This is a genomic window from Gottfriedia luciferensis (assembly GCF_001712755.1).
GTDB lineage: Bacteria > Bacillota > Bacilli > Bacillales > Bacillaceae_G > Gottfriedia > Gottfriedia luciferensis_B.
Genome location: NZ_MDKC01000036.1, coordinates 89226 through 103575, shown reverse-complemented (window position 1 = coordinate 103575; position 14350 = coordinate 89226). Strand labels below are relative to the sequence as shown.

Genomic DNA, 14350 nt, shown 5'->3' with positions numbered 1-14350 from the left:
TTTTGTATTGATTGAAAATTTTACTGGTAAGGCAGATCTATATTCGAAGTTTCGCCCAAGTTATCCTAAAGAATATATCAATTATTTACTCTCAGAAAATCATTTAAATGAGGGGAGTGTTATTGCAGACATTGGTTCAGGTACGGGTATTTTAACTAGGCTTTTACTTGAAAAAAAGTTAACTGTTTTAGCAATTGAACCAAATAATGATATGCGAGGAATCGCAGAGAAGGCCTTGAAGGAATACGATCAATATAAGTCAATTAATGCAAGAGCTGAAAATACATCTTTAAAAAATAATAGCGTTGATTTAATAACAGTAGCGCAAGCATTTCATTGGTTTGATAAAGAAAATTTCCGTTTAGAATGCAAACGGATCCTAAAAGAGAATGCAAAAGTATCTCTAGTTTGGAATAGTAAAGATTTATTAAGTCCATTAATGACTGAATTGCAGGAGATTTGCAAAGCAACTTGTCCTAAGTTTAATGGGTTTAGTGGTGGAATAGAAGAGCCCCCAAATGTTACTAACCAATTTTTTAAAAACGGGAACTATGAAACGCTGGTTTATAGAAATGATTTGGAAATGGATTTAGAAGGATTTTTAGGTAGAAACTTATCTTCTTCTTTTTCTCCATTAAGTGGGGAAAAAGAATTTGAACCATATCGAACTGCACTTACAAATTTATTTAATAAGTACAGTTTAAATGGCAAAATCATTTATCCCTATATTACAAAAAGTTATTTAGGTTTTGTGTAGATATGGCAATATAAGTAGAAAGAGCATCTTAATCGATGCTCTTTTATTATTGAAAAAATAACATTATTTTCCTACATAGATAATTTTAGTTCCGTTTACGTGTTGATCCATTTCGTACGTCTTAGTGGACTTTGGATAATTAACTTGTATTTTCTTATTATTTATCCAATCTATTTTAAATAAATCGTCTGAAACAAATGTATTTCCTGAATTATTCGTTAACTTCTGATCTGAATCCATTATAGAAAGATGATACGAATATCCAGTTGTAGCACCACAATTTCTTTCGAAAATATAAGCTACCTTATCGCCTTTAGGAGAAACTTCTTTATGGGTAATTTCATTTCCGCACATATCTCCAAATAAATAATCTAAAGTATAATAACCAGCTAAACAGATAGCTGTTATAATCCCTACAATGATTGAAAATATTTTTATAATCTTTATCAATTTGTTTTTCATTATTTTCTCCGTCTTAACGTCTAAAAGTTATCCCGTATAATCTTATATCATTACTTTTTTATGAAAGTACTAAGTCCCATCTTTCCTCAATTAACTCAGATCCAGTCCATTCAAAGTTAGGCTTTTCTTCAGTTAAAGTAAAATTATATTTTTTATAAAGATGACGGGCGGTCTCTAATGTGCTTACAGTCCATAAAAATACATGTTCGAATTGATTTTCCTTACAGAAGTTGAGTGCTGTTTCGATTAGCTTTTTACCGATACCTAATCCTTGGGATTTTTCATCTAATACAAACCATCTAAGTTGTGCTACTGACTCATTTGTCTTTGTAATAGCAATTGATCCGACGATTTCTCCATTTACTTCAGCGACCCAAAGTTCGCCTCCATTAGGATTCAATAAAAATTCGCTTAATCCTTTCATTACATAATATTCAAATACACGTCCAAATTGGTAGGTTGTACTATAAATCTTTCCATGAATATAAGCGACATACCCAACATCGCCAGGTTTAAATGGTCGAATCAAAATTTCAGGATTAGGTGTCTGATTTAAAGAGAAAATGGATTCAATTGTTTCCATTGATTTAACTAGCTCTTTTACTTCAGGAGTAGAAAGGCTTTGAATCATACTTTCTACTCCAATGTTCGCATCATTAACTAATTTATTGTAGATTTCGTTTCCATTTGCTGTTAAATGAAGTGTATATTGACGTTTATCTTCAGGTGATTGGATTTTTGAAATGATGTTTTCATCATCGAATCGTTGAATAATGCGACTTAAATAACCACGGTCAATGCCGAGTTTTTCGATAATATCTGTGGCAGTACATCCGTGGTTCTCGTTGATTTCCGTTATGATTCTAGCTTCGGTTAATGGAAAAGGGTGATTATAGATTTCTTGATCAATTTTTCCCAATACATTAGCATAATGTCTGTTAAATTTGCGTATTTTTTCAACATAATTCATATTTTTCTCACCTTTAATATTCTGAAATTTTAGATTACTAATAATATAAACTAATAAAGTTGACTAAGTCAACTATCTTGAAGGTGATAAAGGTGTGAATGGTGAAAATTGTACTAGAATATTCAAAAATTTGGATAAGGAATTTATAAAAAAGGGAATATAATTAAAAAGTGGTTAAAAATAAGTTAAAAGTAAATTAAATAGGGGGAAAACATGGAACCAACTTTGTTATTAGAGTACGGTTGGGTATTAATAATTCTAATTTTATTAGAGGGGTTATTATCGGCCGATAATGCACTAGTACTTGCTGTTATGGCAAAACATTTACCAGAGGAACAACAAAAGAAAGCGATCAATATTGGTTTACTTTTAGCTTTTATTTTTCGAATCGGTGCCATCTTTATTATTTCATTTCTTTTTAATGTATGGCAGGTTCAAGCAATCGGAGCGGCGTATTTAATTTTCATAGCATTAAAGCATTTATTTAAAAAGCATGATGATGATAAAGGAAAAAAGGAAAAAAGCTTTGGGATGACAGTTGCTCAAATATCATTAGCAGATATTGCATTTGCGATCGATTCTATTTTAGCAGCAGTAGCGCTAGTCATTGATCTACCTAATACAAAAATGGGTAATATAGGTGGCATGGATGGTGCTAAATTTATTGTCATTGTTATTGGAGCAATTGCCGGTTTAATTGTTATTCGCTTTGCGGCAGGTATTTTTGTTAAATTGTTGACAACACGTCCAAGTTTAGAAACAGCAGCTATGCTTTTAGTTGGATGGGTAGGGGTTAAACTACTAATGCATACTTTGGCACATCCATCTCTACACATTATTTCACATCATTTCGTTGAAGGACCAATCTGGAATACGATTTTCTGGTCAGTCATGCTATTAATCGCTTTAGGTGGTTGGTTTCTCTCTAAAAAGAAATCAACAGATACTAACGTAGAATAAATGATAAATAATAAAAAATCGCTTAGGTTTGTAGCACTAAGCGATTTTTTAGTTTTCGCTACTTAACCAACATAATAAAATCATGCAGTTTATCTAGCGACATAATATTTTGATTGCATACTTGGCTATCCTTGCAAATGTAATTTCCTCTTTGTGTAAAAGTACCTTCAATTTTTCCCTTTGTTTTTGTCATGAATAATCCTAAGTCACCGTATTTATTACATATTGTGCAGTTGCCTCTTTTTTTCATAGGATTAAAGGTACCTTGTAAACCAATTAGTTTGTCATTTAAATATGTGACAATAAACTTAGAATTCGAGCCTAAGTCATCCCATCCGATATATGTTGTCTCAACTAAATCAATATTTTGTAATAAGGGAAGCTTTAATTTTTTTGCTTTTGGAAATAGCTTTTTGATGGATTGTTCTGATACTTCTTTAAAAGGAATTATATAAGGCTTTAGTTGGTTCAGTAAAACATCTGCTTGATCAGAATTTTTAATTGTGCTAATTGGATTGAAGAGTAGATGTTGCTCTTCAGTTAGTTCAGGAAATAAACTTAGAATTCTATCATTAACTAGTGAATGTAAAGCATTTAAAACAGTTTTATCATTTACTGTAGAATGTCCATTTGTTAAGACTTGAAGTTGATGTTTAATAAAATTATATTGTTCTGTTCTAATAAAAGGTTTCATTTATATCACTCCTAATTTGAGAGAAAAGTTCGATTTATAACTTAACATCTTTAATTTACATCAAAAAAGCGAATTTATATATGTTGAGTTTATCTAATAAACAAAGTTGCCATAAAAAAACATTGATTCAGTGTTTTGTCAGAGTGTTGAAATATAAAATGGTCAATAGGGAAAAATGACATTAATGAACATTTATTTAATGATGAAATTAATCATTTTTTGGATGATCTATTAATGGTTTTATATGTTAATATTTTCGAGCAATTTCATGAATCCAATAACAAATGTAATGATTTTTTTCAGAAGTTAAAAATATTATGAGCTAATTTTTTAGAAAAACAGATTCAATTTAATAGTTTAATTAATGTTCGATATTAATTGACCTACAAGCTGATTAATAATTAATATACAACATTTAGGCTACTCTAAGTAAAGGCTATTTGATTAGGATTTATTGTAAACTTTTTTTGATGAACAAGTTGATTGGAACGAAAGGGTGCTCGACTCCTATGGGATTAGCGGGAAGGCTGAGACCCCGCAGGCTTGCCGAGGAGGCTAAAGAATCTCGCCCCATGGAAAGCGAGCATCCTGTAGTGGAAATCAACATCACTCTACTCCTTTTACGAAAATTTGGTAATTTAATTGATAAGGTTGTTTTCAACAGCATGAAAAAAACACTGATATTAATCAGTGTTTTTTGATTTATTTAGTATATACAATTTTTTTTATCGTTTCGATTGAGAGAAAATATTCTTTCGCTAGTTGCTCAATTGATTGACCGTTTTTAAATGCTTCTTTAATTGCTTTATTTCGATTATCAATTAGCTTTCTTGTTCCTGAACGTGAGCCCCATTTTTTGTGGACTTTTTCAGTTTTTGGAATATAAAGTGTTTCTCCCTGTACGTATTTTTGTATTTCCAATAATAACTTTTCAGGTAAAATAGCAGTCGCTTTTATATATGCCATCTTTGCCAGCCCCTTATTCTTATTTAGTAAATAAGGTGCAAAGCCGTTGAATCAGAACTGCTTACTTGGGCGATTAGTAAAACCTGCCCATGCAAAGTATCGCCTTTCTAAATCTAGGCTTTGCATGGGATGTTGATTTATCTGACAAACTAACAGTACTTGTCATAATAGATCACCTCCTAAAGAAATCATGAAAACTTTTTACTTATTATAAATTATATCTGTTCAGATTGCATTTGTTACTTATAAATAATATGAAAAAGGAATAGAAAGCCTTTTAGATGGGTTGTTCCTATTCCTTTTCATTATTTATTTAACTGAAATAATATGTGTTTAATAATCTCACTGGATGAACTTGATAGTCCATGTTCACGCGAATAAATAGCCCATATATCCTGATAGATGTAATTAGTTTCATCAGTATATGTAATCGGTATTACTTTGAGTTCATCATTACGAAATGTAGGGTAGTTTTTTACTGTAAACTCATGAATAAATGAAAAACCAGCACTTTCCTTAACGACGTTTAATAGTAGTCTAGGGTTATTTGTAGTTAAGATAACATGATTCGTAATACATTTTGAAAACTTTTTTACTATGCCATTTTTTGTATTTTTTAATATTACTATTTTCTCATTATTTAAATCTGCAGGTGTTACATATTCATAATTGAATAATTTTGAATTCTTTCCAACTACTATACCTACTCTAGCTCTACTGATTAACTTTTTACCCAATTTTGGATATTTATCTAATTCTTCTTTCTCTATTGGTAGAAAACCAACATCATAACGATCTGGATTAAAACTTTTTAGTAACTGCTCTTGAAGCATTTCCTCAACGTCAATGGAGATTTGAGGATTTTCTAAATTGAAGTTTGTTACTGCTTCTTGAAAAATATCAAAAAATGCTGTTGCTGCAGCGATTTTTAACTGTTTTTCTTTTTTTATATTTAAGTTAAAAAGTTCCTCATTTAATTGCTTAATATTCGATAATATATTTATTGCTTTCATTATTACAATATTTCCCTCAGGAGTAGGAGTAGTTCCTATCCTTGAACGATTAAATATTGTTATATTTAACTCTCTTTCTAGTTGTGAAATAGATTGGCTTATAGCTGATGTAGAGATATATAACTTTTCGGCAGCTTTAGATATTGATTTTTCACTTGCTACATAAACAATATACTCTAATTGTTCGAAATTCATAGTAATCTCCTAATAATAAAAAATTCTAAAACATGTAGTAATTTAAGAACATAAAAACTTAAAAGATAGTGGACATCGTTGATTAAAATTTAGTAATTTCATTAATTTTGAGGAGCTAATAAAATTATATTGTGGATATGGTATGAAGGAACTCTTAAGATAAGAAAACAGTTTAATGATACACCTTTTTTACTGGAAAATCTTGTACATAGGTAAATTTATATTATTAAAATAATTCTTAAATTTTGTTCGAAATCTCTTTTTACTAAAAAAGCAAGAAGTTGAAACGTTGCAAAGTAAAATATTTCCTTGGGAAAATTATAGTAATAAAAAAATATCTGTACATAGATATCATAATATAAGACCGTAAGTTTTTGAATCCTTTATTTTAACGATTTAGTTTAAATTTTAATAAAAATAATCTTATGTTTAAGAAGTACTTAACTTTAATTTCAAAAATATTTAATTTATTTAATCAATTCAAATATGTACAATACAAATGTTGCTATAAAAAATTTGCAAATTGGAGGTGGCAGTAATGTTAGCAAAATTAGTTCCAAATCATCCAAGAAATAATAATACTGTTATTTTTGTTGAAAATTCGCTTTTCGTTGCGGGTATTCGTACAATATTAGAATTTAATCGAATAAATGCTATTAAAATTAATTTAGAAGATAGTTTTTCGTTGCAGGAAGTAAGTAATTCAATTCTTATAACTCAAGTTTCGGGAGAAGAAATGGTAAGGCATGCAAGAAGTATTATGTTACATGATGATTCTTCGAAAATTATTACCATTAAAAACTCTTTAGACTTTTATGAAATAGATCGTTTATTGAATGTAGGAGTAAAAGGTATTTGTTTAACAGATGTTGACGAGGCATATTTAGTGAATACTGTTAAGCTAGTGCAGGGTGGACAATTCATGGTAGACAATCGCTTTACGAATGAATTGATAAAAGAGTACAAGTTTCTTAAGGATAATTCAATCCATTTTATGCCGCCCAATGATTCATATATAAAAGAACTACTTACAAATAGAGAATACGAAATACTTCACCTTTTAGTAAAGGGCTTTTCAAATATCCAAATTGGTAAGGAATTATTTATTTCGAATAAAACAGTCAAAAACCACGTCGCCAATATTTTGATGAAATTAGACGTACCAGATCGCCTAAATGCAGTCATTAAAGTAATTAAAAATAACTGGATTTCAATAAAACAATAATTTCATTAAAGTAAAAGAGCACTCTATTAAACACATCATATTACGTGTTTAATAGAGTGCTTTAATTTTCAAAAAATTAATTATTAATGGATGAAGATTCTTCTAATTTTTTTAAGAAATACATTTCTTCTCTGTACATATGATCTGCCATTAAAGCGGAAAAGTTACTCAACATTTGGCTAGAAATATCTAATTCTTCGATTTCTTTTAGAAATATTTGAAATAGCTGAATTTCTAATTTTACGTCTTGGTTCATTCTTTTTAATGCAGGAAATGTACTTAGTTTAGTACGTAAATATCCGGTGAGTTCTACTGCTTTTAGATAAAAGTGTTCAAAATGCTTTGTGTATTCATGACTTTTCTTTCTTAGCATATTTTCTGTACCATCGAGATTCGTATAAATGGCATCTGCATGACCTGCCGCATCTAGCACCCATAATAAATGATGATGAAGTTCATTGAAGATAGGTGGGGTTTGATTTTGTTTTAAGTAAGATAGTACTAATAAATATTCTTCCAATTCATTAACCATATGGTTTAAAAATGTAGGTGTTAAGTAAATCGTAAAATTAGCGTCAGTTATATGTTTCGTTAGCAATGAAAGTTTAAAATCGCGCAATGCTAAAGCACTTTTTTCTGCTTGAATTGTAATTTCGTTCATATTTTCATTGTTATTTACCCTAGTAAATAAATTATTAAAAATTACGTAAAATGATTTTGCAATCTTAATTTCTTCCTCTTGCTTAGACGGTAATGCATCCAATATAAATTGAGAATGATCTCTTAACACATGTAACCAGAACGAATGCTCAAAATTGGCAGTTTGTACAAAATCCGGCATATAATCCCCCCTATAAACTCTACATGGTAATTATATTAATGAATGTCCTAAAATATTAAATTAAAAGCAGGAAGAGTTAGTAAAAGAATTAGGTAAATTGGAGTATCTTATGTTTGTTTTTTAAATTTTTATTGGTCTAAGAGGCGCTATAGTTTTCATTAAGAAAGGTTTATTTATCAATTAAATAGAATAAATAAATAGCAATTTAAAGAGGGAGAAAATTAATGAGAAAATATTTAAAATGAAAAATGAGTATTTCTCGAATGGCTTTTGCGTGTGCCTTTTATGCAACTATAACTATAATATTTGAGGATTATTTTCATAATCGATATATTTTCGGTGTATTTGGTGGTTTAGTTACAATTTTCGGATTTATGCTCGCTATACTTATATTTAGGAATGACAACTAATCTATTAGACCTACCTCATAGTGTTTATAAAACACTTTCAAGCCAATATATGAAAAAAAAAGTGAAAACATTGCTCGATCAATGATTTCACTTTTTGTCTATTACTTATCAAGAGTTGTATCCCTCAATAGATTTAATACTGATCGGGCCATTAGTTTTACACCAATTTTTATTGCATCTTCATCAACCATAAATTTTGGATGATGCCATCCATACGTTATATCTTTTTCTTTATTTCCAGAGCCTAACCATATATAAGAACCAGGCACTTTTTGTTGATAGAATGAAAAATCTTCTCCGCCCATTGTCGATTCTGCAGTCACAATATTTTCTGCTCCGACTGTTGAGATTGCTGCTTCTCGTACTACCGAAGTAACTTTTGAATGGTTAAATACTGGTGGCAGTAATACTTGATAATCTATTTCTACTTCTCCTCCAAGTGAATGTACAAGATTTTGAACTAGTGTTTGAAAGTTTTCTTGAATTTGCTTTCGAATTGTTTCATTTGAAGTTCGCACTGTGCCTTTTAAAACTGCAAATTCAGGGATTACATTATTTGTATTCCCAGCTTGAAACGATCCAACTGTTATGACAGCAGAGTCTTTTGGAGAAATTGTTCTGCTAACTAGAGTTTGTAAAAGGTTGACGACTGCACTGCCTATTACGATCGGATCAATTGCTTTTTCAGGAAGTGCTGCGTGACCGCCTTTCCCTTTAATCTTAATTTCAAAATCATCTACACTTGCCATTAGGAAGCCTTCTTTAATTCCAATCGTACCAACTGGAAGATCCGGCATATTATGAAGTCCGATAATAGCTTTTACATCGTTAAGTAAGCCTTCAGCGATCATTTGCTCAGCGCCACCCTCAGACTCCTCAGCAGGTTGAAAAATCAATCGAACTGTACCAGGAATCAGGTGTTTTAATTCCTGTAAAATAAATCCAACTCCGAGTGTAATAGTTGTATGAACATCATGTCCACACATATGAGCGATTCCATCAATAACTGAACGAAATGGCAAATCAGATTCTTCTTGAATTGGAAGTGCGTCAATATCAGCTCGCAGGGCAACAATCGGCCCTGAATTGCCACTGATCTCGGCTGCAGTTCCTGTTTGACTATTCAACTGAATTTTTTTGATATTAGCTTTTTCTAATTGTTGATTGATAAAATTCGTTGTTTGAAATTCTTGATTACTTAATTCGGGATACATATGCAAATGTCTACGGATCTCTATTAGTCTCGTAGAATATTGATCTGCTAATTCATCTATTTGTGTTTCTAAATGCTTCATCTTAGATACTCCTTATTGTTAGGTAGAATTTATGTTTGATTATGTAAAGAATTGTATAATTATTCTGTTGTTCAATCAATACTTTTTTACTAGTTACTAATTTTTAGAAGATAATTATGCCTATTTGTCAAAGTGATGAATGGGTTTTTAGTAATTAGTTTTATTTGGTTTTTTCTTTAAGTATTATTTTTATGAGAGAGAGTGAAATGAGTAATAATGCATTATGCGGAAAATTTTTATGCTAGATATGAAATGAATCTTGGTAGATGTGTAGCTACTAAATCAGTCTGTAAAAATCTTTTTCTATTTGCTAATTTCTAAAAAACATCTACAATTATTTTTTGAAAAATTCTAAATAAACTTTCACTCTTTTCTTTTACAAATTTGAAATTCTGTTTTAAGGTATTATTAATAAAAATATGAAGGAGTGAATGATTTGGGATATGCAGTTGGGTTAATGTCGGGTACATCTTTAGATGGAATCGATGCAGCTTTAGTAGAAATCACTGGATGTGGACCTGAGACAGAGGTAAGAATGATTGATTTTATGACAGTTCCTCTTGAGGAAGGTTTATTAAAAGAAATTCAAGATGCGATTACACTTGTTTCTTCAAACGCTCAGCATTTATGTAGTTTAAACTTTAAGCTTGGCTATGCTTTTGCAGAAGCAGTAAAGGAAATTTGTAATAAAAACGAATTTTCATTAGATCAACTTGAATTTATTGGATCGCATGGTCAAACGATTTATCACCAGCCTGAAGCTCATGGGGAATTCATTCAATCTACATTACAGTTAGGTGAGCCAGCAGTTATTGCATATGAAACAAAAACGAAAGTAGTTTCTAATTTTCGAGTGATGGATATGGCAGCTGGTGGATATGGAGCGCCGTTAGTTCCACATTCTGAGTTATTACTTTATAAAAGTAAAACTAAAACGCGTTTACTACAAAATATTGGTGGGATTGGTAATGTTACGATCATTCCAAGGAATTCTACAATCGATGATTTAGTAGCCTTTGATACAGGTCCAGGTAATATGATTATTGATGAAATTTGTAAGCGCTATTTTAATGTTCCATATGATGCAAATGGAGATTTGGCTGCTAAAGGTAATGTAAATGAGAGATTACTAGAAAGATGCATGAGTATTCCTTATATTTTAGCACCTATACCTAAAACAACTGGAAGAGAGTTATTTGGTACACAGTTTGTTGATGAAATATTGGAAGAGTTTAGTGATCTCTCACCAATTGATTTAGTGACTACAATGACGATGTTTACTGCAAAATCGATCGCTGAAAATTATAAAAAGTATATTTTACCAGACCATCCAATTGATGAAGTAATTGTAGGTGGCGGAGGTAGTCATAATAAAACGCTACTATGTATGCTTCAAGAATTATTAGGTGTGGATTCCAAAGTAATAGTTCAAGAAGATATTGGTTTTTCTTCGGATGCAAAAGAAGCAATTGCCTTTGCGATATTAGCAAATGAAACTTTAAACGGTTTACCAAGTAATGTACCTGGAGCAACAAAAGCAAATCGTTTAGTTGTTTTAGGAAATATTACACCAATACCATACTAGGAGGATTCATCGTGAAAAAATTAGGGATTTCAATTTATCCAGAGCACTCAACTGTTGAAAAAGATAAGGCTTATATTAAATTAGCTCATCAATATGGTTTTAAACGAATCTTTACATGTTTATTATCAGTAAATGGTGACAAGGAACAGATTATAAAAGAGTTCAAAGAAATAGTTGATTATGCAAATAGTTTAGAAATGGAAGTCATTGTTGATATTGCCCCTCGAGTATTTGGTACATTAAATATTTCATATAATGATTTATCATTTTTTGCTGACTTAGGAGCTTATGGAATTAGACTTGATATGGGATTTACTGGGAATGAAGAGTCTATTATGACTTATAATCCATATGGATTAAAAATTGAAATTAACATGAGTAATGCTACGAAATATCTAGAAAATATTTTAGCCTATAAGCCTAATCAATCTAATTTAATCGGATCTCATAATTTTTATCCTCATCGTTATGCAGGTTTAAGCTATTCACATTTCGTAAAATGTAGCGAAGAGTTTAAAAAGCATGGTATTCGTACAGCAGCATTTATTAATTCACAAGCTGCAACATACGGACCGTGGCCAGTATCAGAAGGTCTTTGTACTTTAGAGATGCACCGTAATTTATCAGTCGTAACGCAAGCGAAACATTTATTTTATTCAGACTTAATTGATGATGTTATTATCGCAAATGCTTATGCATCTGAAGAAGAGTTCAAACAACTTGCGGAGCTAAATCAGAACGGTAAAGACTTATTTACACTAAATATTGACTTACATGATTCAATTACAGATTTAGAGAAAAAGATTGTTTTAGATGAGTTTCATTTTTACCGCGGGGACGTATCAGATTACTTAATTCGTTCAACTCAGTCTCGCGTTAAATATAGAGATGAAGAGTTTAAACTTACTTATACTCCACCTATTCGTAGAGGCGATATTTTAATAGAAAATGAATTATATGGACAGTATAAAGGTGAATTGCAAATAGCACTACAGGATATGGAGAATTCAGGGAAAACGAATGTGGTTGGACGCATTGCAGAGGAAGAAATCTTCCTATTAGATTTCTTACATCCTTGGAGTAAGTTTCAGTTTAAGGAAAACTAAATGATTAATATTTAAGAAGATGTGAAAAAATTTTTTACATCTTTTTGAAATTTTATTTCACTTTTTTTCGGAAAATATTGAAATTTATTTTTGGTGGGAATATAATAACTTTATAGAAAACGTTTTCAGTATTTTGTGTATTCAGTATTTTTTTAAAAACAATTTATCTAGATCTAGGAGGAATAAAATGAAAGTACTTTTTGTATGTGCAGGCGGAATGTCTAGTGCAATTGTTGTGAATGCGTTAAGAAAAGAAGCAGAAAAAAATGGTATCCAAATGGAAGTCCTAGCAGTAGGAACCCAAGAATTCGGTGAAGAGGTTAAAAACGGTTGGGACGTAGCGATGGTTGCTCCACAAGTACGTCATCGTTTTGATAGCTTTAAAGCTGAGGCAGATGTAGCGAACGTTCCATGTGAAGTAATACCGCCTATGGCTTACACACCACTGGGAGGACCAAAATTATTAACGATGGTTCAAGAGATTACTAAGAAATAAGTTTAGTAGACATTAAAAATGAAAAAGGGGGAGAATCATGAACGGTTTTATTAATTTTATGGAAAAAAATCTTTCTGGCCCAATGGCAAAGATTTCTGAGCAAAAACATTTGCGTTCAATTCGTGATGGAGTTATTTCTGCACTACCTTTTATTATTATTGGTTCTTTATTTTTAATTATTGCTTTTCCTCCATTACCAGAAAAATGGGCAATCTCAATTTGGGCAAAAAAGCATATTTTTGAGATTCTAATTCCATATCGTTTAACAATGTATATTATGTCGCTATATATTGCTTATGGTATTGGATATAACTTAGCGAAAAACTACAAGTTAGATCCATTATCAGGTGCCCAATTATCGGCTGCAGCATTCTTATTAACTTTAACACCTCAATTAGATGATAAAGTTGGAATGGTATTACCGATGGGGAATATGGGTGGTCACGGATTATTCGTGGCAATGTGTACGTCAATCTTTGCTGTTGAATCATTGAGGTTCTTTAAGGAAAAGAAAATTACGATTAAAATGCCAGATTCAGTTCCACCATCAGTGGCTCGCTCGTTTGAATCATTAATTCCTGTTGCTTTTGTTGTATTCGTATTAACTTTAGTAACTGTTGTGCTTAAAATTGATTTACATACTTTAGTTGATAAAGCAATCTCTCCTTTAGTTAGCGCTGGGGACAGTCTTGGAGGAGTATTAGTACCAGTATTCTTTATTACGTTCTTCTGGATTTTTGGTATTCATGGAGACTCGATTGTTGGTACGGTGGCAAGACCACTTTGGGAAGTATATTTAGCAAAAAATGCTGAAGCGGTTGCGGCTGGACATGCTATTCCTCACGTAGCACCAGAAACTTTCTTCCAATGGTTTATTTGGATTGGCGGTTCAGGAGCAACAATTGGACTAGTACTAGCAATGTTATTTTTCTCAAAATCGAAGTATACAAAGGCTGTTGGTAGATCAGCGATTATTCCAGGTATCTTTAATATTAATGAACCAGTAATTTTTGGTGCACCAATCGTGTTAAATCCAATTTTAATTATTCCATTTGTATTAACACCATTTATTACAGCAACACTATCATATTTTGCTACTGTTGCAGGGTTTGTAAAACCTACTTATATAATGGTTCCTTGGACTTTACCTGCACCTATTGGAGCATATTTATCTACTGGAGGAGACTGGAGAGCGATTGTACTAGTATTCATTAACATCGCAATTTCATTCTTTGTGTATTTACCATTTTTTAAAGTTTATGATAATAAGCTTGCACAAGAAGAAAATGTAGAGACTGTAACTGAAAAAAATACTAGTATTTCATTATAAAAGTAAAAAGGTTGGACTGTTTTCTAGAACAGTTCGACCTTTCTT

General features: G+C 31.1%; 15 protein-coding genes. 8 read left to right on the top strand and 7 right to left on the bottom strand.

The window, feature by feature from the left end:
• Nucleotides 1–7 precede the first annotated feature (7 nt).
• The gene (locus BED47_RS21180) at nucleotides 8–757 is read left to right on the top strand and encodes a class I SAM-dependent methyltransferase (RefSeq protein ID WP_069035309.1); all 750 of its coding nucleotides are present in this window, start codon (nucleotides 8–10) and stop codon (nucleotides 755–757) included.
• A gap of 63 nt (nucleotides 758–820) precedes the next feature.
• On the opposite strand, the gene BED47_RS21175 is transcribed toward BED47_RS21180, so the two are convergent.
• Both BED47_RS21175 and BED47_RS21170 read right to left on the bottom strand, forming a co-directional pair.
• Nucleotides 821–1219 carry a DUF5412 family protein gene (locus tag BED47_RS21175; RefSeq protein WP_069035308.1) on the bottom strand — a complete coding sequence of 133 codons (399 nt, stop codon included), beginning with the start codon at nucleotides 1217–1219 and terminating at the stop codon, nucleotides 821–823.
• Between the two features lie 58 nt (nucleotides 1220–1277).
• A complete protein-coding gene (locus BED47_RS21170; RefSeq protein WP_069035307.1) occupies nucleotides 1278–2189 on the bottom strand; it encodes a bifunctional helix-turn-helix transcriptional regulator/GNAT family N-acetyltransferase in 912 nt (303 codons plus the stop codon).
• Between the two features lie 213 nt (nucleotides 2190–2402).
• Between BED47_RS21170 and BED47_RS21165 the strand changes: the two genes are divergently transcribed.
• Nucleotides 2403–3149: a TerC family protein gene (locus BED47_RS21165; protein WP_069035306.1), complete on the top strand. Its 747-nt coding sequence runs from the start codon at nucleotides 2403–2405 to the stop codon at nucleotides 3147–3149.
• 58 nt (nucleotides 3150–3207) lie between these two features.
• On the opposite strand, the gene BED47_RS21160 is transcribed toward BED47_RS21165, so the two are convergent.
• On the bottom strand, nucleotides 3208–3843 hold the full coding sequence (locus BED47_RS21160; RefSeq protein WP_069035305.1) for a FusB/FusC family EF-G-binding protein: 636 nt from the start codon (nucleotides 3841–3843) through the stop codon (nucleotides 3208–3210).
• A 509-nt stretch (nucleotides 3844–4352) separates the two neighbouring features.
• Here BED47_RS21160 and BED47_RS21155 point away from each other — a divergent pair.
• A complete protein-coding gene (locus BED47_RS21155; protein WP_069035304.1) occupies nucleotides 4353–4544 on the top strand; it encodes a hypothetical protein in 192 nt (63 codons plus the stop codon).
• Nucleotide 4545: 1 nt separating this feature from the next.
• On the opposite strand, the gene BED47_RS21150 is transcribed toward BED47_RS21155, so the two are convergent.
• Nucleotides 4546–4809 (bottom strand): CD3324 family protein, encoded by a 264-nt coding sequence (locus BED47_RS21150; RefSeq protein WP_069035303.1) that lies wholly within the window; start codon nucleotides 4807–4809, stop codon nucleotides 4546–4548.
• Nucleotides 4810–5114: 305 nt separating this feature from the next.
• A complete protein-coding gene (locus tag BED47_RS21145) occupies nucleotides 5115–6017 on the bottom strand; it encodes a LysR family transcriptional regulator (RefSeq protein WP_069035302.1) in 903 nt (300 codons plus the stop codon).
• A 538-nt stretch (nucleotides 6018–6555) separates the two neighbouring features.
• On the opposite strand from BED47_RS21145, the gene BED47_RS21140 reads away from it, so the two are divergent.
• Nucleotides 6556–7242: a response regulator transcription factor gene (locus BED47_RS21140; RefSeq protein ID WP_069035301.1), complete on the top strand. Its 687-nt coding sequence runs from the start codon at nucleotides 6556–6558 to the stop codon at nucleotides 7240–7242.
• A gap of 76 nt (nucleotides 7243–7318) precedes the next feature.
• On the opposite strand, the gene BED47_RS21135 is transcribed toward BED47_RS21140, so the two are convergent.
• Nucleotides 7319–8083, bottom strand: a complete 765-nt coding sequence (locus tag BED47_RS21135) for a DUF2935 domain-containing protein (RefSeq protein WP_069035300.1) — start codon at nucleotides 8081–8083, stop codon at nucleotides 7319–7321.
• A gap of 511 nt (nucleotides 8084–8594) precedes the next feature.
• Nucleotides 8595–9788, bottom strand: coding sequence for a M20 metallopeptidase family protein (locus BED47_RS21130; protein WP_069035299.1), 1194 nt, complete (start codon nucleotides 9786–9788; stop codon nucleotides 8595–8597).
• Nucleotides 9789–10224: 436 nt separating this feature from the next.
• Between BED47_RS21130 and anmK the strand changes: the two genes are divergently transcribed.
• The 4 genes from anmK to BED47_RS21110 all read left to right on the top strand — a co-directional run bounded on the left by anmK (nucleotide 10225) and on the right by BED47_RS21110 (nucleotide 14305).
• Entirely contained in the window at nucleotides 10225–11373 is a 1149-nt protein-coding gene (gene anmK, locus BED47_RS21125; protein ID WP_286143760.1) for an anhydro-N-acetylmuramic acid kinase AnmK, read from the top strand.
• Between the two features lie 11 nt (nucleotides 11374–11384).
• Complete coding sequence (locus BED47_RS21120; protein ID WP_069035298.1) at nucleotides 11385–12479, top strand: DUF871 domain-containing protein; 1095 nt, start codon at nucleotides 11385–11387, stop codon at nucleotides 12477–12479.
• A gap of 187 nt (nucleotides 12480–12666) precedes the next feature.
• The gene (locus BED47_RS21115) at nucleotides 12667–12975 is read left to right on the top strand and encodes a PTS sugar transporter subunit IIB (protein ID WP_069035297.1); all 309 of its coding nucleotides are present in this window, start codon (nucleotides 12667–12669) and stop codon (nucleotides 12973–12975) included.
• Between the two features lie 37 nt (nucleotides 12976–13012).
• Nucleotides 13013–14305: a PTS sugar transporter subunit IIC gene (locus tag BED47_RS21110; RefSeq protein ID WP_069035296.1), complete on the top strand. Its 1293-nt coding sequence runs from the start codon at nucleotides 13013–13015 to the stop codon at nucleotides 14303–14305.
• Nucleotides 14306–14350: the final 45 nt, after the last annotated feature.

Coding starts and splice junctions, on each gene's coding strand:
- BED47_RS21165 (WP_069035306.1), top strand. CDS start 2,403: ATGGAACCAACTTTGTTATTAGAGTACGGTTGGGTATTAATAATTCTA.
- BED47_RS21170 (WP_069035307.1), bottom strand. CDS start 2,189: ATGAATTATGTTGAAAAAATACGCAAATTTAACAGACATTATGCTAAT.
- BED47_RS21145 (WP_069035302.1), bottom strand. CDS start 6,017: ATGAATTTCGAACAATTAGAGTATATTGTTTATGTAGCAAGTGAAAAA.
- BED47_RS21160 (WP_069035305.1), bottom strand. CDS start 3,843: ATGAAACCTTTTATTAGAACAGAACAATATAATTTTATTAAACATCAA.
- BED47_RS21175 (WP_069035308.1), bottom strand. CDS start 1,219: ATGAAAAACAAATTGATAAAGATTATAAAAATATTTTCAATCATTGTA.
- BED47_RS21130 (WP_069035299.1), bottom strand. CDS start 9,788: ATGAAGCATTTAGAAACACAAATAGATGAATTAGCAGATCAATATTCT.
- BED47_RS21155 (WP_069035304.1), top strand. CDS start 4,353: ATGGGATTAGCGGGAAGGCTGAGACCCCGCAGGCTTGCCGAGGAGGCT.
- BED47_RS21115 (WP_069035297.1), top strand. CDS start 12,667: ATGAAAGTACTTTTTGTATGTGCAGGCGGAATGTCTAGTGCAATTGTT.
- BED47_RS21150 (WP_069035303.1), bottom strand. CDS start 4,809: ATGGCATATATAAAAGCGACTGCTATTTTACCTGAAAAGTTATTATTG.
- BED47_RS21135 (WP_069035300.1), bottom strand. CDS start 8,083: ATGCCGGATTTTGTACAAACTGCCAATTTTGAGCATTCGTTCTGGTTA.
- BED47_RS21110 (WP_069035296.1), top strand. CDS start 13,013: ATGAACGGTTTTATTAATTTTATGGAAAAAAATCTTTCTGGCCCAATG.
- BED47_RS21140 (WP_069035301.1), top strand. CDS start 6,556: ATGTTAGCAAAATTAGTTCCAAATCATCCAAGAAATAATAATACTGTT.